This window comes from Dehalogenimonas etheniformans, assembly GCF_014672715.2.
GTDB classification, from domain to species: domain Bacteria; phylum Chloroflexota; class Dehalococcoidia; order Dehalococcoidales; family Dehalococcoidaceae; genus Dehalogenimonas; species Dehalogenimonas etheniformans.
Window position 1 is genome coordinate 1,481,084 of record NZ_CP058566.2, and the last position, 18,314, is coordinate 1,499,397.

The window sequence follows — 18,314 nt, forward strand, 5'->3', positions numbered from 1 at the left end:
ATTTTCCGCGTATTAAATACTGAAAATCAGCGGATTCATTCCGCACCGAAAAATCTGCCTTTATCCTCGGGGCAGGGATAATCGTTACAATTCAAAATGATCGGGGAAGATTTCAGGATGAGTTTTTGTCAGAGGGTTAGTTTGGACTCAAAAAACCCGACTATCCTGTTGATATACGCGGTCGGGTCATAATCATAAGCCCGGCTGTGGTAGGCGCCCTGTACTTCCCAGAACATGACATCGGTTACTGTAGCCCTTGAGTAAATATCTAACGTGTCCTGATAACTTACCAGGTCATCGAATTGCTCATGGATCAGAAGAATTGGCGACTCGATTTTTCCGATGAAATCGATGGGGTCTTGTGTTTCGTACCGGTAGGAATATTTGACGATCTGCTTCATTGTGGAATGGAAGGCACTCAATAATCGGATGGGTATGTGCCGTTCTCTGGCCTGGTTGATCACCATAGACTTTATGGTATTAAAACAGCCGTCGAGAACGACCGCGCCAACCTGTTCGCCTGCGGAAAAGATGCACACTCCGGCCGCTCCTGAACAGAAACCCATCAAACCGATCGAATTGGTATTAAACCCTCTCTGTTTTAGGTAGTCCACCGCCCCGCCGATGTCCGAGGGTTCATACTTGAGGTTTACTCCTTTGCCCCCACTCTCCCCTCTTCCACTCAAGTCAAACAGCAGAAGGTTGAAGCCCAACCTGACCAGGTCCCGTCCGATCCCTGCGGTGTTGGCCAAGTCATCCACGCGATTTTGGAAACCTCCATGGACGATGACGATTACCGTCCCGTTGTCGCCGGGAAAGAACCATCCCTTCAAAGTCACACCGTCCCGGGCGATAAATGAGACCGACTGGTACTCCGGATTGATCAAAATCGGGTCTGCTGTTAACGGCAGGCGTGGAACCGTCATTATAGCGACAGAACCGATAACTGACAGGAGTAAAAACCCCGCCAACAGGGCGCCCATCACCTTGAGGAGTTTCCGGAACCACTTCCCTGTTGAAGTGACAATCATTAATGACTACTATATCACCGCGCCGTTCCGCGCGTTATCCGAAGGTGCTAAAAATAGCCCGTTAATTTATGATGATGGGAATCGAACTAAAAAGTGAGTACTGTTATGAATTCTTTGAAAAAGAAACTCCTTCTTGATTCGTTCGTAGCCGCTCCGGATCAATTGGAATCTGCCTTAAAATCAATAGATCTAAAGATTGTGGATTGGAAGCCGGGTCAGGGAGAATGGAGCGTCCGGCAAGTGGTCTTTCATGTGGTTGATGGCGAGGCCAACTATTACCTGCGGATTAGAAAGGCGATCGCCGAGCCGGGCGGGACCGTCATCGCCTATGATCAAAACAAGTGGACGGATCATTTTGATTATCCGGGACGCAGCATCGAGGAAGGTCTGCGCCTGTTTCGTCTGCTCAGAACGTCAACGTACCAGTTGATGGCTCAATTGCCCGACAGCGCATGGGCAAACACCGTCCAACATTCCGAACGTGGCACATTGACCCTTGAAAACCTTCTAAATGGAACCGAAAGTCATGTGCTCGAACACTTGAGACAGATCCAGGACAATGTTACCCGATTCGCGAATAGGTAATACGGCTCCCAGAGAATTATCTGTTGTCCTGGCAGCGGCTTTTAAGCTGGCCGCATCCAGCATCGATATCCGAGCCACGGGAGACCCGGAGCATCGCCCTGATGCCGCCAGCGATCAACCGTTTCTGAAAAGCGTGCGCTTTTTCAACGGGTGACGGACCGAAACCGTTTTTTCCTGGCGTTATGTTGCAGGGAATCAGGTTGATCGGGAAATCGCCTTGCCCCAGCAATTCTATGAGTTTGTCCGCGTCCTCCGGGGAATCGTTTATCCCGTTAAACAGAGCGTACTCGATATAGACATGTCTTCGGGTTTGTGCCGAGTATTCGCGGCAAGCTGCGATCAACTCCTGCAAAGGATATTTCCTCGTCAAAGGCACCAGTTGCTGACGGAGTTCATCTGTAGCGGCGTGCAAGGAGAGCGCAAGCTGACACGGGACATTTTCGCGCGCTAGCCTTTGAATTTCCGGCACCATGCCCGCGGTCGAAAGAGTGATCTGACGCAGCCCCATGTTCAAGCCCTTTGGCGAACCGATGATATCGATTGCGGACCTGACGTTTTCATAATTGGCGAGGGGTTCACCCATTCCCATAAACACAACGTTAGTCGCTTTGTAATGGGGTTCCGTTGTTTCAGCCCTAACGGATTCGTTTTCGAGGCGGCGAATAAAGTATAAGAGCTGTGCTACTATTTCACCGGGGCTTAAATTCCTCTCGAATCCCTGTTGCCCGGTAGCGCAAAACCGGCAGCCGATCGGGCACCCGACCTGGCTGGAGACGCACACCGTGCGGCGTTCCCTCCCATTGCCCTGGTTGTTAAAAAGCATAAGTGCCGCTTCGATCGTTTTGCCGTCTTCCAGTCTGAAAAGGACTTTGGTCGTCAAGCCGTCTGCGGATACGGCTTCTTCAAGAAGTTCAAGAACGGTGAACCTGGCAGATTCACTCAATCGGCCTTGTAAGGATGCGCCCAAGCCGGTCATGTCATCAAAATCCGTTTGAAAGCGCCGGTATAAACACCTCCAGAGTTCGGTCGCTTGGTTTGCCGTTGCCCCCAACGTCCCGACGAATTCCGTCAATTCGCGAAACGTCAGGTCCTGAAGATTCACTTTTTCCGGATTCTCAGACATGGAGCACATTGTAAACGAAGACCACCTCAATGAAAACCGATTGCCCTAATTCACAATCCATAGTACACTTTCTTTTTATGAAAAGTGACATTTCCATCAGGCTGGCAACCGCAGAAGATTTGAAAGCCATCAATGATATTTACAATTATTATGTCACGGCATCTACCTGCACTTACCAGGAAGAGCATGAAACCCTAGAGGGCCGAAAAAAGTGGTTTGAACACCATCAGCCTGGGATCCACCCTGTGGTGGTCGCCGAACAGGCTGGAGTAGTTTTAGGGTGGGGCTCTCTGTCCCCTTATCACTCCAGGTGCGCTTACCGTTATACCGTGGAAAATTCAATTTATATTCATCCCGAGTATCTCCGGCAGGGGATCGGTTCGGCTATTCTAAAAGACCTTGTGAAGCGCGCCCGCGGGATCGGATACCACGCCATTATTGCAGCAATAGACGGCAGCCAGAGCGCCAGCATTGAGATGCACCACAAATTTGGCTTCAAGGAAGTTGGGCAATTCCGGGAAGTGGGTTTCAAGTTCGGGACCTGGCTGAACGTCATTTACCTTGAACTCATGCTTGACGAGTCACATTGAGCATCATCAACCGATCCGATCTGAAACCCGGGGTCCGGGTATCAATAGTGCAAAAAGCCGATCAGAAGACCGGCAGGCTCACCGATGGAGTAGTCCAGGACATCCTGACCTCTTCCGCCACCCACCCCCACGGCATCAAAGTCCGCCTGGTGAGCGGCGAGGTCGGTCGGGTGAAGTCAATCAGAAAGCCGACTTAATCGCACAGGCCGGCGACCGTAGCTTCATCGAGCCGACGTACCAACGCCGTCACCAGTTTGCTCGTCAGGTCAAAATCTTTGCGCCGAATGATCGAATTGTGGCTGTGGGCGTGCCTGGTCGGTATGGCGATGACCACCGTCGGTACTCCGCTCTTATGTAGATGAATTGCTCCGCCGTCATAGCCACCGAATTCCAGTGTGTCCAGCTGCAGGGGGATATCCAGGGTTTTGGCGGTATCCATAACCAGGTCCCGTAGCTTGAGGTTCGGGATCATCCTGGTGTCGTAAACCAGCAGATTCGGACCGCCGCCGAGACGTGTAACGGATTCATCCGGCTTGATACCCGGAACGTCGCCGATCGGACCGATATCGAGGATTACTGCCACATCGGGATTGACCATTTCCGCGCTGGTGGTGGCGCCGCGCAACCCCACTTCCTCCTGGACCGTCCCGACGCCGTGAACTGCGTTGGGATGCTTTCCGTCGGCTAACGATTCCATCACTGAGATAAGCAGGGCACAACCGACCCGGTCGTCGAATGCCTTGGCCATATAGGTCGGCTCTTTGACCGAGAGTACCGTGAAATCGGTTATCGGAATGATGGGATCGCCTACCCGGACTCCGGCGGCTTCAACTTCTTCATTGGAAGTCGCCCCGATGTCGATGAACATTTCCTTTTTATCGGGCGTCGCGTTTCTGTCCTTATCACGCAGCAAATGGGGCGGCGGGGTTCCAATGACCCCGATAACCGGACCGGACGAGGTTTGTATCTTCACACGCTGGGCGGGCAGGTGCTGGTTCGGCCAGCCGCCGAGAGGCACAAATTTAATGAATCCCTCTTTGGTGACCATTTTCACCATGAAGCCGATCTCATCCATATGAGCCGCGATTAGTATGCGCGGACTCACGGACGATCCTTTCTGAAATCCGATGACGCTGCCAAGCCTGTCGCGCGACACCCTTCCAAGGGGCACAAACCGGCGCTCCATGATCAGCCTGACATCTTTTTCGTAACCAGAAACACCGCTGGCCTCGGTAAGTTCCTTGAGAAGTCGCTCGATATCATCCATAGTTCGTCTCCTTGTTCGATAAAAGCGAGCGCCGTCCCGTTGGACGGCGCCGTAGCATTAACGAAGTCAGCCTCACTGCTCTTCGACTTTTTCGTCCCTTTTGTATGTGCCCAGCACCTTTATCATGCTGGTAACTTTTTCGAGTTCCTTCAACGCCCGCTGTGTCGCCGGGGCATTGAGGCCTTTCTCGAAATCGAGATAGAAATAGTATTCCCAGACCCTTCCCGTAACCATGGGACGGCTTTCAATCTTTGAAAGGTTTATACCCTCGTCATTGAAGCATTTGAGGACCAGGTACAACGCGCCAGGAATATTCTTGGCGCGAACCACCAGTGATGTTTTATCGGCATCAAGGTCGTAGGGAGTATTGGGACGGGCGATGATCAGGAAGCGGGTGTAGTTGCGTTTCTCGGTCTCGATGTCCTTGGCAAGGATCTTCATACCGTAGATTTCCGCCGCTAGCGCCGATCCGATAGCCGCCGCCGTGTGCAGGTCCTGCCCTTTGATCAACCGGACGGCCGCGGCGGTATCCTCGGATTCGATGCGCCGCATCTTGGGGTGCTTTTCCAGGAAATCCTCTGATTGGTTCATTGCCATCGGATGCGTGTAGATTTCGGTAATATTCTCGATCTTGGTCCCCGGCAGGGCGATCAGGTTCAGGACAATGCGCAGATATTCTTCGCCGACAATTCGCGCGTCGTATTTCAGCAGGAAGTCATAGTTTTCCAGGAATGAGCCGTAAATTGAATTTTCGATCGCCACGACGCCATAGTCGGTGATTCCCTTGTGGACGTCCTCAAATACCTGTTTGAATGTTTCGCTCTCGATGATCTCGGAGTCGCCGGGAAATTTTTTTCGGGCGACGATGTCGTGGAAAGAACCGCGGGCGCCCTGGATGGAAATCTTGATCATTGACGCCTCCTTGAAGTTTGAAATGCTGGCGATTTCCTTATTATGATACCGGCAAAACCAGCCGGTGGCAATAGATTCAATGCGGGATTTCTGGGCAACGCTCGATCAAACCCTCGCTTCGTAATGCTGCAGTCTCTGGTCAAAATGAGAGAGCAGCTATCTGGCCTTAGGCGGCACCACCGCCGCTTCGTAATCGATTCCGGCAAACTGCTTCACTGCATCGAAATCATCGAAGGTCATGAGGGGTGATGAACTCGGTTTCATTGCCGGACTCGCGCCGGAGAAGTTGGATTCCCTTGTATCCGGCGATTTTCCGGCCGGTGATTCCGGTGAACACCTCTTCTTTTTAAAAGGCTCTCGAAGCTGTCGGCGTTTTTAGAAGGCGTCCAGACATACCATCCGGACAATCATTCGATACCTCGATCAATCTTCTAAGTTGCCTTGGGTGTTTGCAGGTAACGTATCACCTTGCTTGCCAGCACCATCACCGCGTAGGAACATTCCGAGACGCTGTGCACCATCTTTTGGCCGATCTCATTTACCGCCATCGGCCAGACGCGGCAAACCTGCGGCCGGATGTTGTAGATGGCGCACCTCCCGTTCTTGGGATTCCACCACCGGCAGGGACGCACCTTTTTCATCGACCATTCTTTACCGTCAAACACGAAAAGATCTTCGGTTTTTTGCTTAAGCGCCCGGCTGATGCGCTCGGTGTCTTCTTTCGTCACAACGATCTTATTCGTCCGTGAGCAGCACCAGCCACAGCGGGCGCAATATTCGCCTAATTTCTTCATAGTACCGCGCGATTCCTCGCCGATGACGTCAACCAGCATGACCAGTTCGGTGATCTCTTCGTCAGTCATTGTCTCGAACGTGGCGTTGTTGGCGCGGAGCACTGCCACCACCCGGGCAACATAACGGTCATACTTGACCCCGAGCTTCTGGCGCTTGGTCTCCACCATCGCCTTAACTTCGGCTATCTCTTTCTCTTGCTTTTCGGTCAGCTCGGGCATGTTTTCCCCTGGAATTTTACGTTTGAATTGCCGGTACCGACGGTCACTTTAGTAGCTTTCGCGGCTCGTGTCAAAGAAGCTGTTTGAAAGACCGTTTAATAAGTGCTTTAATGGGAAATATGAACTGGCTAGATGTTGTGATTATAGTCATCCTGGCCATCCAGGTGATCACCGGTTTCGCCCAGGGATTTATAAAAGCGCTGGCGGGGTTGGTTGGACTTATCGTCGGCATCATCCTGGCCGGGCGTTTCTACGAGAATCTCGCCGGCAGTCTCCTCAGTTTCATCTCCAATACCGATGTTGCCAACGTCGCCGCCTTCGTCCTGATCCTGCTGGTGGTTTGGGGTATTTTCTCGCTGGTTGCTTCGTTGCTGACCAAGCTGGTATCGGTGGCCTTTCTCGGTCTGCTGAACCGCCTCCTGGGCGCGGTTTTCGGTCTGGTCATGGGCGCCTTATTCGTCGCCGCCGCGCTGGCTGTCTGGGCCCGGTATTTCGGCACCGATTCTCTTTCGAATTCGGTGATGGCTACCTTCCTGCTCGATAAATTCCCGTTCGTGCTGAGCCTGTTGCCATCCCAATTCGACTCTATCAAAGATTTCTTTAAATAGATTCAGCCCAAAACGGGTGATCATCGATCAATCCAACAGGCTATTGACAGCCTTCGAATGGACGCTTAAACTTGACGCAAGTTATGAATTGTCCCAAAGACAGCAGCCCTATGATTGTGGTCGAACACGACCAGATCGCCCTTGATTATTGCCCAACTTGCCACGGAGTCTGGTTCGACCGCGGCGAATTGGAACTGGTAACCGAGCGGGCTTGCGGTCCTAAAGCCGAGATTTGCGTTGCCGACATCTTGACCCGACCCGACGCCTCCACCCCTGAGGCAAGCCGTCGTTGTCCCATCTGTAATCGCAAAATGTTGAAGAAAAATGTGGGTACCTCTCCCGCCGTTATTATCGACGCCTGCGATCGTGGAGACGGCTTGTGGTTTGACGGCGGCGAGCTGCACCAGGTCCTTTCCAAGGCTGAGCCGGCTGAGGGCAGCGCCGTGGATACCGGAATGCTCTCATTTCTCAAGGATACATTGAAAGCGGATATCTCAAATAAAGGAGGAGCTGAATGATACCACTGATCATCATCCTGGCCGTCATCGTCATCCTGTTCCTGATTTTCATCGGCATCTACAACGGCCTGGTCGGGTTGAGGAACCAGGTCAAGAACGCCTGGGCTCAGATCGACGTCCAGTTGAAACGGCGGTACGACCTGATCCCCAACCTGGTCGAGACGGTCAAAGGCTACGCCAAGCACGAGCGCGAAGTCTTTGAAAACGTTACCAAAGCCCGGAACATGGCCCAGCAGGTTGCCTCAGCCGGACCGGCTACCCGCGCTCAGGCTGAAGGCGAACTCACCGCCGTCCTCGGCCGCTTGATCGCGGTCGCCGAAGCTTACCCGGAACTGAAGGCTAACCAGAACTTCCTGGCTCTGCAGGAAGAGTTGTCCTCGACCGAAAACAAGATTTCCTTCTCCCGCCAGTTCTACAACGATTCGGTCCTGAACTATAACAACAAGATCCAGATGTTTCCATCCAACATCATCGCCGGGATGTTCGGTTTCACTGTCAGCGAATTCTTCGAAGTCAAGGTCGAGGCTGAGCGGACCGCCCCAAAGGTTTCTTTCACTTAATGAGTCGATGGTTGAATCGTCGGGGCGCGATTTCTCGCGCCCCGACTCAAGTGTAAAGATGGTTTTATCGTAACACTATGTGGGAACAGATAAGCGCAAACCGCACCCGCTCGATCATCCTGGTGATTTTCATGGGAGCGGTGCTCATCGGAGTAGGCTTTGCCCTTGGCGACTATTTCTTCGGGACTCCTTACGGCGGAGTAGCCATTGCCGCGGTAGTCTGGATTATCATGACGCTGGTGGCATATTTCCAGGGCGATAGCATCCTTTTAGCCACAGCAGGCGCCAGGAAGATCGAGAAGAAGGATCACCCGAGGCTCTTTAACGTCGTCGAGGAAATGACCATCGCCTGCGGCCTGGCCAAAATGCCGGATGTCTACATCATCGACGACCCGGCGTTGAATGCCTTCGCCACCGGCCGAGACCAGAACCACGCGGCCGTGGCTATCACCTCGGGACTGCTACAGAAACTTAACCGGGATGAACTCCAGGGCGTCATCGCCCACGAAATGTCCCACGTCAAAAACCGGGACGTGCTGCTGATGTCAATCGCAGCGGTTCTCCTGGGCACCGTCGTCATCCTGTCATACTATTTCAGCCGGATGATCTTTTTCACCGGCGGCCGGGGTTCACGGCGATCCAGCGACTCGGGCGGCAGCGGCGGCGCCATTATTGCGATCGTCGGTATCCTCTTCATCATCCTGGCGCCCATCTTCACTCAACTTTTGTATTTTGCCCTGTCCCGCCGGAGAGAATACCTGGCGGACGCCTCCGCAGCGCTTTATACCCGGTATCCGGAAGGGCTGGCTTCAGCACTGGAAAAACTGGCGGCTTCTACCAATCCTGTCGCCAAGGCCAACCAGGCTACCGCGCCGATGTACATCGTAAATCCGTTCCGCGACAAAGGCCGAGCGGCCACCGATTGGACCAGCACCCATCCGCCTATCTCCGAGCGGATCCGCATTCTCCGCCAGATGGGCCACAGCGCCTCGCTCAAGGCGTACGAAGACGCTTACGAGAAAACAGCCCATTCCCACGTTCTGCCTCATTCCGCTCTGGCCGGCGCCGCAGCCGCGGTAGAAACCCGGGCGCCTTCTGCGGAAGGCGTCGTCGAAGAACCGGATCTGACCGCCCGCACCCGGGAAACACAGAACATGCTCTTCGGTATGGCCAATTACCGCAGGATCGATTGTTCCAACTGCGGCACCACCCTCCGCCTGCCGCCGAACTTCACCGCGCCAGCCGTAAGATGCCCGCATTGCGGAACTATCAACGCGGTTAACTGAGATTCTCGCCGCCAGTACTACCCCCCATCTATAGCAACATTTGTATCCAAGCAACTTTTCACGTATAATTATATCAATTGGTAGGTTTTTCGGTTATCGCGTACCTTAACGCTCGGCCTCAGGTCAAACGGAATCTCTTCGGTTCGCTTCCTAACGACTCTTCAATTCTCTCAGCTCAGTGCACTTCAATTTTGACCATTTCCAACCAGACAGGCTAATCCACAAAAAAATAAAACCATAGGAATATTATGACTTTCGAATCATTCAACTTTCATCCCGCTATCTTGAGCGGTATCAAAACGGTCGGTTACACCGAACCCACCCCCATCCAGGCTCAGGCTATACCACCCGCCCTGGAAGGCCGCGATCTTATCGGCCTGGCCCAAACGGGCACGGGTAAGACCGCAGCTTTTGTTCTGCCGATGCTCCAAAAGCTGCTTCGAGGCCCTCGCGGCAAGCTTCGCGGATTGATCATCTCGCCAACTCGCGAACTCGCTGAGCAGATTTATGATGCTATAAAAGGGCTGTCGCACCACACTGGAATACGCAGCATGGCCATCTACGGCGGTGTCGGCATGGAAGCCCAAAAGAGCAAACTGCGCGTTGGCATTGACATTGTGGTGGCTTGCCCCGGACGCTTGTTGGATCACGTCTGGCAGGGATCCATTGACTTCACCGACGTCGAAACGCTGGTCATCGATGAGGCTGATCGGATGTTCGATATGGGCTTCCTGCCTGATATCCGCAAGATCATGAAATGCCTGATGCATGAACGACAGACACTCTTATTCTCCGCCACTATGCCAGATGATGTACGCAAATTGGTGCGAGAATTTTTGAAGGATCCGGTGACAGTGCAGATAGGCACAGTGGCTCCGGCCAATACCGTGGCTCATGCCCTTTACCCCGTGCGCCAGGATCTTAAAACTCCTCTACTTAAAACGTTGCTCAAAGAAAAAGGCATGGACTCCGTACTAATCTTCACCCGTACCAAGCATCGCACCGAACGCGTTGCCCTGGCTCTAGGCCAGGAAGGCTATGCCGTGGCTTCCATTCAGGGCAATCTTTCTCAATATCGGAGACAAGCAGCTCTGGACGGTTTCAAGGACGGTACTTTTAAAGTGCTGGTCGCCACCGACATCGCATCCCGCGGCATCGATGTCTCTGATGTCTCGCACGTCATCAACTACGATATGCCGGACACCGCCGACGCCTATATCCACCGCATCGGCCGTACCGGCCGAATCGGCAAAACCGGAGATGCCTTCACCTTCGTTTCTGCTGAAGATGAGCCTATGGTACGAGCCCTGGAAAGACTGCTCAAATCTCCGATTGAACGGCGCAGCCTCGAGCACTTCAAGTACGACGCCCCTGAGCCCGTTAAACATGAGTTTGCCCGCGGCCCCAGGCCTTCCCGTCCGACCCCCGCCGCACCAGGTGCTGGCGAACGCCGTCGGGTACCTTCATGGCGCAGACCGCCTGCAGCCTATCGCCAACCTGCCTAGCCTGAATCCTTTCGTAATCCAAGCCCGCCCTCAACCGGCGGGCTTATCATTTATTCTGATCGAAAACTCTTCATAATTATTTTAGCCGGCTTAAAAATAGTCGTAGCCATATGGGATTGACTACGGTATACTTTAAACCTGATAGACTTTTTAATCAGGAGATCAGCCGTGGTCATCAAAATTGTCACTGACTCCACCGCCGACATCCCACTGGAACTTGCAACCCAACTTGGAATAACCTCGGTTCCGCTTTACGTCCAATTCGGCGGTCATTCATATAAGGATCGTATCGATATCACTGAGGATGAGTTTTATGCGCGCCTTCAGAGTGACTCGGTACACCCAACCACCGCCCAGCCCTCTCCTCAGGATTTTGCCAGAGTCTATGACAGCCTCGCCAAAGATACCGACGGCATCCTTTCAATCCATATCTCTGAGAAAATGAGTGGTACCATCAGCTCTGCCCACCAGGGCGCCAAGATGATGAAAAATCCCGTGCCCGTTGAAATTGTAGATTCCAAATACACTTCCATGGCCCAGGGGCTGGTGGTGGTGGCCACCGCGCGCCTGGCCAAAACCGGCAATGACCTTCAGACATTGGCAGCGGCAGCCCGAGGTTTCGTCGGCGATATTCACTTGCTGGTACTTTTCGACACCCTGAAATATGTTGCCCGCGGTGGCCGCATCGGCCGGGCTAAGGCATTACTGGGCTCCATCCTCAATGTCAAACCGCTTCTCGGCATCAAGGACGGTGAATTCATTCCCGTTGGTCAGGTCAGGAGCCGGGCTAAGGGAATCGAACGACTGTTTGAACTGGTCAAAGAAGCCGGGCATAACATCGCCGAGGCGACAGTTATCCACTCCACCACCCCTGACGAAGCCAAATCGTTAGCTGATCGCATTTCCGAATTCGTATCGCCGGACAAAATCTATATCGGGCGATTTGGCCCGGTTCTCGGGGTTCACGGCGGTCCAGGTGTCCTGGCAGTCGCCGTCAGGCTCAAAGCCCAAACCTGATCCTTCTTTTGACAGGTTATTAGATAAGGTGCTAATATACTTAGCACCTTAATTTTATTAATGAATGATCGTAAACAACAGGTCGAGCAGCTTATAAAAAAGCTGCATTCGCTCAAACGCCTGATGAATCCCGACGCTCAGTGCACCGGTGAGGAATTTTTGGCTCCCTCTCAATGGCTGGCGCTGTTTCTCATCAGCCGGCATGAAGGCATCGGCATAAAAGAGTTGGCGTCCAAGTTGGGTATTTCATCCAGCGCCGCCACCCAGCTGGTTGACGGATTGGTTGACAAGGGCATGCTTCTGCGCCAACCTGCGCTCGAAGACCGACGAGCCCTTCGTCTCAGCCTGCCGAAAGAAAGCCGTAAAAAAATTGAAGCCCTGAAAGTCCAGCGTCTGGAACGCTTTTGCGCTGTCTTCAGTTCCCTCGATGACGAGGAGTTCCGGACCCTGATCGGGCTTTTGGATAAAGTAGTCACCCATTCCCCGACCAATTGAAAGAGGTATTATGACCCACAAGCAAAGTACGCCCCTTATCCTGGCCGGCGTCATGTTGTCCATGATCCTGGCCTCGCTTGACCAGACCATTGTCGCCACCGCTATGCCTAAGATCGTCGAAGAATTCCAGGGCTTGTCGCACATTTCCTGGGTTTTCACATCGTACATGCTGGCTACAGCCGTTACTGTGCCAATCTATGGCAAATTAAGTGATGTTTTCGGCCGTAGGAACCTTGTCCTGCTGGCCATTATCATTTTCCTGGTGGGTTCCGCCCTTGCCGGTGCATCGCAAAATATGACCCAGCTCATCTTCTGCCGCGCCCTCCAGGGTGTCGGTTCCGGCGCGATCATGGTTAATTCTTTCTCCGTCATCGGTGACCTGTTCCCGCCAGCCCAGCGCGGTAAAGTCCAGGGTCTTTTTGGTGCCGTGTTCGGCATCACCTCAGTGGCTGGTCCGCTCCTTGGCGGTTGGCTGACCGATAGTTTCTCCTGGCGTTGGATCTTCTATGTCAACATTCCCGTAGGCATGGCTGCCCTGGCAGTCATCTTCGCTGGTGCGCCACCCAAGATCAGTAATCCTCACGAAGCTAAAAACCACTCTATCGACTACCTCGGAGCGATTCTGCTTACCGCCACACTCGTGCCGCTTCTTCTTGCCCTGGTATGGGGCGGCAGCCAATATCCCTGGGGTTCCCCGGAGATCGTTACTTTGCTCGTCGTCGCCCTTATCGCTCTGTTTGCCTTCATCTGGCGCGAAATTAGGGCTAAGGATCCGATCGTCTCACCCTCACTGTTTAAAAACCGGGTGTTCACCGTGTCCATCATCGCCACCTTCCTGGCTTCGCTGGGCATGTTCGGATCCATCCTGTTCATCCCGGTCTTCGCCCAGGGCGTCGCCGGATTTTCGGCCACCAATTCCGGTCTGATCCTGATGCCAATGATGATCTCGATCGTTGTCGGCTCCATGTTCGCCGGCCAGGTCATGTCGCGCACCGGCAACTATAAGATCCTGGCCATCGCTGGTATGGTAATCGCCACCGTGGGAATGCTGCTTTTCTCCCAGATAAGCGAGACGACCTCGCAGTTCTCCCTGGTCCTGCGCATGATCACTATGGGCATCGGCCTCGGCTTCACCATGCCGGTCTTCACCGTGGCGGTGCAAAACGCCTTTGCCCATAAACATCTCGGTGAGGTCACCGCCGGAATCCAGTTGTTCCGGACGGTCGGCGCCACGGTCGGCGGCGCGGTCCTGGGCGGCGTCATGAACGTCCAGCTCGCTGCCCGCCTTTCTAACATCCAGAGCGACCCGTTCATCGTCATGGCCAAGCAGGCTAACCCGAACATTCCGGTCAACATTGACAGCAACACCATCCAGACGTTCCTGAGCAACACCGGACAGGCGCAGATCCGGGCCGGTTTCGAGCAGGCTCCTGCCGCCATCCGCGATGCGCTGACGAACGCCTTCAACAACTTCCTGGAAATCCTTAGGACGGCCTACAGCGACTCCATCGACCGGGTGTTCATCATCGGCGCCATCCTGATGGCCGTCGCCGTTATCGCCACCATCTTCCTGCCGCAGATCGCCCTGCGCAAGAGCCATCACCCCATGCCGGAAGAACTGGGTGTAGAACGAAGCATCGATGGGACAGTCTGACAAAAGGCACGAACCGGAGCTTTAGTAAAAGCGATGAAAAGAAGAGAGCCTCGAAATTCGAGGCTCTCTTCTTTTTCTGGGATTTTTTATACCCCCAGCAACTGGTCCAAACCAGGGCTACCGCTCCTGCCGGGGAATTTCTTGAGCCGGGTCAGGGCTTTCTTGGTGTCTGAGGCGACACGGGCTTTATCGGTGTGCTTCAGCCGGTACTTGAACAGCCAGTAGGTGAATTCCCTCATCTCAGAAAGCTTGAGCGACCGGCTGGTGCGCTCTCCCCGGTCGCGCCGGAACATCTTCAGGAGTTCGGATCGAGGTTGGTCGTAGATCCGGACGAAACTCTCTTCGATGGTATCGAATTCCTTGATCACCAGCGACCGCTGGTCCTTGCGGACTTCTTCCTGGACCGCCAGGATCAGCGCTTCCTCAACGGTGATGCCATAGAAATAATTGAGGTGCTGCTGGTAGCGCGTGTCGCCCATCAGGCGGCGCATTTCACCGGGGGAAACTTCCAGGGGCGCCTTGGAATTGAACAACAACGCCACCCGTTCCTGTTCCGGGATCAGGTCACGAGCGGTCTCGGTAAGCCTCTCCGCCAGCAGCAGAAAATCCAGCGCCTCGCCTTCTATAAGGTATTTGTAAACCCGCCCGTCGACGCATTCTTCATCTGCCTGCCACATGCCGATGGCCTCCAGGAGCGCCAGATACCAACGCGCCCCGGCTTGTATAGCCGAGCGCAGATGCTGTATCGCTCTGTAAGAACTTTCAGCCAATCCGGTCGTGTTGCAGGTTTCTTCCACCATCAACTGACTACGCCCCACAGCACTTTTTGTATTTTTTGCCGCTGCCGCAAGGGCAGGGATCGTTGCGGCCGACCTTGTGGCCTTCGGCGTCCTTAGCGGCGTGACTGACATTAGCGCCCGCTGCCGCCGCCTGCATTGGTGAAGTTGCCCCCGCCTTTAGCGCAACCGTTTCGGCGGCGGAACTGACTGCCGCTCCGACAGCCAGCGGCGCCTGTCTGGCCTGGATCCTTTGAGGAGCCGCTCCGGGGGCTCCCTGCCTCACTACCTGGACCTTGAAAATGGTATGGACTACGTCATGTTTAATGCCATCAAGTAGGTCCTCGAAGGCTCGATACCCTTCGTTTTTGTAGGCGTCCACCGCCTTGACCTGCCGCAGCGTCTGCCAACCGGCTTCCAGCCTCAAGTGTTCCACGAAAGTTAGGTGCTCGATCCAGAGGGTGTCGATGACCCGGAGCATCAGATGGCGTTCGATCTGCCGAAGTATCTCAGGGCTTATTTCCTGTTCTTTTTTGGCATATTGCTCTTCAGCCCAGCACTTCAACCGCTCGGCGACTTCGTCTGCTGACAGTCTCTGGATTTCTTCCGCGGTCAGGTCCGCCGGAATCGTCATAAACGCGCCGATATCGGTCAAGAGTCCGGCGGTGTCCCAGTCCTGGTAGTCCAAACCTGCCAGCCGGTCGGCGACGATTGCATCGATGGTTTCTTTGACCATGTTCAGGATGTTGCTTCTGAGGTCGGCTCCTTCCAGGATTTTCTTTCTTTCGCCGTAGATGATTTCGCGGTGCTTGTTGACCACGTCGTCATACTCGACCAGGTTCTTGCGGATGTCGAAGTTGAAACCCTCAACCCGTTTCTGCGCGTTTTCGATCGACTTTGAGATCATGGAGTTTTCGATCGGCGTGTTCTCATCGAAGCCAAGCCGCTCCATCAACCCCCTGACCATATCGCCGCCAAAACGGCGCATGATGTCGTCTTCCAGCGAGACGAAAAAGCGTGACGAACCCGGATCGCCCTGGCGCCCCGAACGGCCGCGGAGCTGGTTATCGATGCGGCGGGCCTCGTGGCGCTCGGTGCCGATGACGTGGAGGCCACCGGCCTTCACGACAGCAACATAGCGTTCCAGCCATTCATTGAAGCGCTTTTTCTCTTTATCCAGCACCGACTGGCAACGCCCGGTGTCGATACGGCATTCCATTTTCTTGGGATTGGCGGGCTGTTCGTTGGCCATATCGCCAATCCACTTGCCATAAACCGTCATATAGTGTTCGGCAACAGCCTTGAGCATCCGCTCATGTTCGTCGATCTCGGCCAACTTGCCGCTTTGGACCGCGGCTGCCGGGTCGGTCTTTACCTCCTGAATGTACTCCAGTCGCAGGGTGTTGATCTGGCCCTGGAGCCGGGTGATCTCGGCTTCCTCCGCTTCGATGCCCTTCTCGAACTCGGTGAGTTTCTCTCGGTCGACGGTGGTTTTGGAGAGTTCTTCGGCCAGGAAAGTTTTCAAATCCCCCATGGGGTCATAGCTTTCAAGCCTGCCGCCCAGGATGATGTCAACGCCGCGGCCGGCCATATTGGTAGCAACGGTCACCGCCCCCGGCTTACCTGCTTCGGCGACGATGGCGGCTTCCCGTTCATGCTTCTTGGCGTTCAGCACCTCGTTCGGGATGCCTTTTTTCCTGAGCATCTCGGAAATGAGATCAGAGTTTTCAATGGACACCGTGCCCAGGAGCACCGGCCGTCCCGCCGCCCGCATCTCTTCTACCTCACGGACGACAGCCTTGAACTTGGCGTCAACATCTTTGTAGATCTGGTCGGTTTCGTCGTCGCGGATCATCGGCCGGTTGGTCGGGATAGCCACCACTTCCAGCTTGTAGATCCTGGCGAATTCCTCGGCCTCGGTCAGGGCGGTTCCGGTCATGCCCGCTAGTTTGTCGTACATCCTGAAATAATTCTGGATGGTGATGGAGGCGTATGTCTTGGATTCCTCCCGGACTCTTACGCCTTCCTTAGCCTCGATAGCCTGGTGTAAACCTTCTGAGTAGCGCCGCCCGACCATCTTGCGGCCGGTGAACTCGTCGACGATGACGATGCCAATTTGCCCGTCTGGGTCTCGGTCGACGACGTACTGGCGGTCTTTGAGATAAAACTCCTTGGCCGAGAGGGCGTTTCTGAGCTGGCGCATCAGGTGGGAGTTCTGGGGATCGTACAGATTATCGGTCTTCATCAGGCCTTCGCGTTTTAGCAGACCTTCGATCTTGACCCAGCCATCCTCGGTAGGCTCAGCCTGGCGTTCCTTGATCTTGACCTCGTAGTCCGTTTCCGGTTTAAGTTTTAGAACCAGGCGGGCGAACGTCTGATAGAGCTTGCCGGCTTCCATATCCGGGGCTGAGATGATAAGCGGCGTCCTGGCTTCATCGATGAGCAGGTTGTCGACTTCATCAACGATGGCGAAGTAAGGCCCGTCCGGCCGCTGGACGCACTGCTTCAGGTCGATGACCATGTTGTCGCGGAGGTAGTCGAAGCCGAATTCCGCCGAAGTGCCATAGGTAATGTCGGCATCGTAAGCCTCCTTGCGCGGCACCGGCCTGTAGTGTTTCCAGGGGTCGTTCTCCTTGCCCGAGTTGTAAGCCGGATCGAACAAACGCGACGGCTGGTGCTCGTCCGGCGTCTGCATCGGGTAGATGGAGGCCACCGAAATGCCCAGGGCGTGGTAAACGGGTCCCATCCAGTAGGCGTCGCGGCGGGCCAGGTAGTCGTTCTGGGTGATCAGATGGGCGCCTTTGCCCAGGAGCGAGTTGAGGTAGAGGGGCAGGGTGGCTACCAAAGTTTTGCCTTCGCCGGTTTTCATCTCGGCGATGTGCCCTTCGTGCAGGACGGAACCGCCGATGAGCTGGACATCGTAGTGTCTCAGTCCCAAAGCTCGACGGGAGGCCTCGCGCACCGCCGCAAAAGCCTCGTGCAGGATTGTATCGAAGCATGAATTCTCTAGGGTAATGATCTTGTCCTTGAGCTTGTTGCGGTCCTCCGGGCTGACGGTGACAGCCAGTTGTTCACGCAGATTGTCGATATCACCCATGAGTTCTGCGTACTCCGCGGCCACCTTCGTTTTGAACTCTGCAGTCTTTCCTTTGAGTTCCTCATCAGTAAGCTTCATATACTCGGGTTCAAGCGCATTTATCCGCGCAACCAGCGGCTGTAACCGTTTGATCTCTTTTTCATTAGAGTCGCCGGCCACTTTGCTGAGCCATTTGAACATCTTATCCAACCTCTTTTAAGCCCCCGAGGGGACGGTATCATTCTGTATAACGCGCGAAGGCGTTCTTTGTATTGTACCACATAGAGGAAAATCTGTG

Annotated in this window: 18 protein-coding genes; 11 read left to right on the top strand and 7 right to left on the bottom strand. The window is 54.4% G+C overall.

The features are described from left to right. Positions 1-128: 128 nt before the first annotated feature. Complete coding sequence (locus HX448_RS07315) at positions 129-1,031, bottom strand: alpha/beta hydrolase (protein WP_102331618.1); 903 nt, start codon at positions 1,029-1,031, stop codon at positions 129-131. Between the two features lie 105 nt (positions 1,032-1,136). Between HX448_RS07315 and HX448_RS07320 the strand changes: the two genes are divergently transcribed. Further along, positions 1,137-1,616: a DinB family protein gene (locus tag HX448_RS07320; RefSeq protein ID WP_102331619.1), complete on the top strand. Its 480-nt coding sequence runs from the start codon at positions 1,137-1,139 to the stop codon at positions 1,614-1,616. A gap of 16 nt (positions 1,617-1,632) precedes the next feature. On the opposite strand, the gene rlmN is transcribed toward HX448_RS07320, so the two are convergent. Beyond that, entirely contained in the window at positions 1,633-2,739 is a 1,107-nt protein-coding gene (gene rlmN, locus HX448_RS07325; protein WP_162485998.1) for a dual-specificity RNA methyltransferase RlmN, read from the bottom strand. A gap of 77 nt (positions 2,740-2,816) precedes the next feature. On the opposite strand from rlmN, the gene HX448_RS07330 reads away from it, so the two are divergent. After that, positions 2,817-3,329 (top strand): GNAT family N-acetyltransferase, encoded by a 513-nt coding sequence (locus HX448_RS07330; RefSeq protein WP_102331737.1) that lies wholly within the window; start codon positions 2,817-2,819, stop codon positions 3,327-3,329. Then, positions 3,326-3,526, top strand: a complete 201-nt coding sequence (locus HX448_RS07335) for a YwbE family protein (protein ID WP_102331621.1) — start codon at positions 3,326-3,328, stop codon at positions 3,524-3,526. The genes HX448_RS07330 and HX448_RS07335 overlap by 4 nt, the downstream gene beginning before the upstream one ends. Here HX448_RS07335 and HX448_RS07340 read toward each other — a convergent pair. The 3 genes from HX448_RS07340 to HX448_RS07350 all read right to left on the bottom strand — a co-directional run bounded on the left by HX448_RS07340 (position 3,523) and on the right by HX448_RS07350 (position 6,521). Beyond that, complete coding sequence (locus tag HX448_RS07340) at positions 3,523-4,596, bottom strand: M42 family metallopeptidase (protein WP_102331622.1); 1,074 nt, start codon at positions 4,594-4,596, stop codon at positions 3,523-3,525. The two genes, HX448_RS07335 and HX448_RS07340, sit on opposite strands and share 4 nt — an antisense overlap. Positions 4,597-4,668: 72 nt before the next feature. Next, a complete protein-coding gene (pheA, locus tag HX448_RS07345) occupies positions 4,669-5,508 on the bottom strand; it encodes a prephenate dehydratase (protein WP_102331623.1) in 840 nt (279 codons plus the stop codon). Between the two features lie 431 nt (positions 5,509-5,939). Further along, a complete protein-coding gene (locus tag HX448_RS07350; RefSeq protein WP_102331625.1) occupies positions 5,940-6,521 on the bottom strand; it encodes a YkgJ family cysteine cluster protein in 582 nt (193 codons plus the stop codon). Positions 6,522-6,640: 119 nt separating this feature from the next. Here HX448_RS07350 and HX448_RS07355 point away from each other — a divergent pair, with 119 nt between their 5' ends. The 8 genes from HX448_RS07355 (at position 6,641) to HX448_RS07390 (ending at position 14,164) form a co-directional block, all read left to right on the top strand. Next, the gene (locus HX448_RS07355; protein WP_102331626.1) at positions 6,641-7,129 is read left to right on the top strand and encodes a CvpA family protein; all 489 of its coding nucleotides are present in this window, start codon (positions 6,641-6,643) and stop codon (positions 7,127-7,129) included. Between the two features lie 83 nt (positions 7,130-7,212). Further along, a complete protein-coding gene (locus HX448_RS07360; protein ID WP_102331627.1) occupies positions 7,213-7,647 on the top strand; it encodes a zf-TFIIB domain-containing protein in 435 nt (144 codons plus the stop codon). Next, on the top strand, positions 7,644-8,207 hold the full coding sequence (locus HX448_RS07365) for a LemA family protein (protein WP_102331628.1): 564 nt from the start codon (positions 7,644-7,646) through the stop codon (positions 8,205-8,207). Before HX448_RS07360 ends, HX448_RS07365 begins: the two co-directional genes overlap by 4 nt. Before the next feature lie 77 nt (positions 8,208-8,284). Further along, the gene (locus HX448_RS07370) at positions 8,285-9,493 is read left to right on the top strand and encodes a zinc finger domain-containing protein (protein ID WP_102331629.1); all 1,209 of its coding nucleotides are present in this window, start codon (positions 8,285-8,287) and stop codon (positions 9,491-9,493) included. A 248-nt stretch (positions 9,494-9,741) separates the two neighbouring features. Beyond that, on the top strand, positions 9,742-10,998 hold the full coding sequence (locus tag HX448_RS07375; RefSeq protein ID WP_102331630.1) for a DEAD/DEAH box helicase: 1,257 nt from the start codon (positions 9,742-9,744) through the stop codon (positions 10,996-10,998). Between the two features lie 168 nt (positions 10,999-11,166). Further along, the gene (locus HX448_RS07380) at positions 11,167-12,015 is read left to right on the top strand and encodes a DegV family protein (protein WP_102331631.1); all 849 of its coding nucleotides are present in this window, start codon (positions 11,167-11,169) and stop codon (positions 12,013-12,015) included. Positions 12,016-12,075: 60 nt separating this feature from the next. Beyond that, positions 12,076-12,510: a MarR family winged helix-turn-helix transcriptional regulator gene (locus HX448_RS07385; protein ID WP_102331632.1), complete on the top strand. Its 435-nt coding sequence runs from the start codon at positions 12,076-12,078 to the stop codon at positions 12,508-12,510. A 10-nt stretch (positions 12,511-12,520) separates the two neighbouring features. Further along, positions 12,521-14,164 carry an MDR family MFS transporter gene (locus tag HX448_RS07390; RefSeq protein ID WP_226846703.1) on the top strand — a complete coding sequence of 548 codons (1,644 nt, stop codon included), beginning with the start codon at positions 12,521-12,523 and terminating at the stop codon, positions 14,162-14,164. A gap of 86 nt (positions 14,165-14,250) precedes the next feature. On the opposite strand, the gene HX448_RS07395 is transcribed toward HX448_RS07390, so the two are convergent. Then, complete coding sequence (locus tag HX448_RS07395; protein ID WP_226846705.1) at positions 14,251-14,964, bottom strand: hypothetical protein; 714 nt, start codon at positions 14,962-14,964, stop codon at positions 14,251-14,253. A 7-nt stretch (positions 14,965-14,971) separates the two neighbouring features. Continuing rightward, the gene (gene secA / locus HX448_RS07400) at positions 14,972-18,217 is read right to left on the bottom strand and encodes a preprotein translocase subunit SecA (RefSeq protein ID WP_102331633.1); all 3,246 of its coding nucleotides are present in this window, start codon (positions 18,215-18,217) and stop codon (positions 14,972-14,974) included. Between the last annotated feature and the right edge of the window lie 97 nt (positions 18,218-18,314).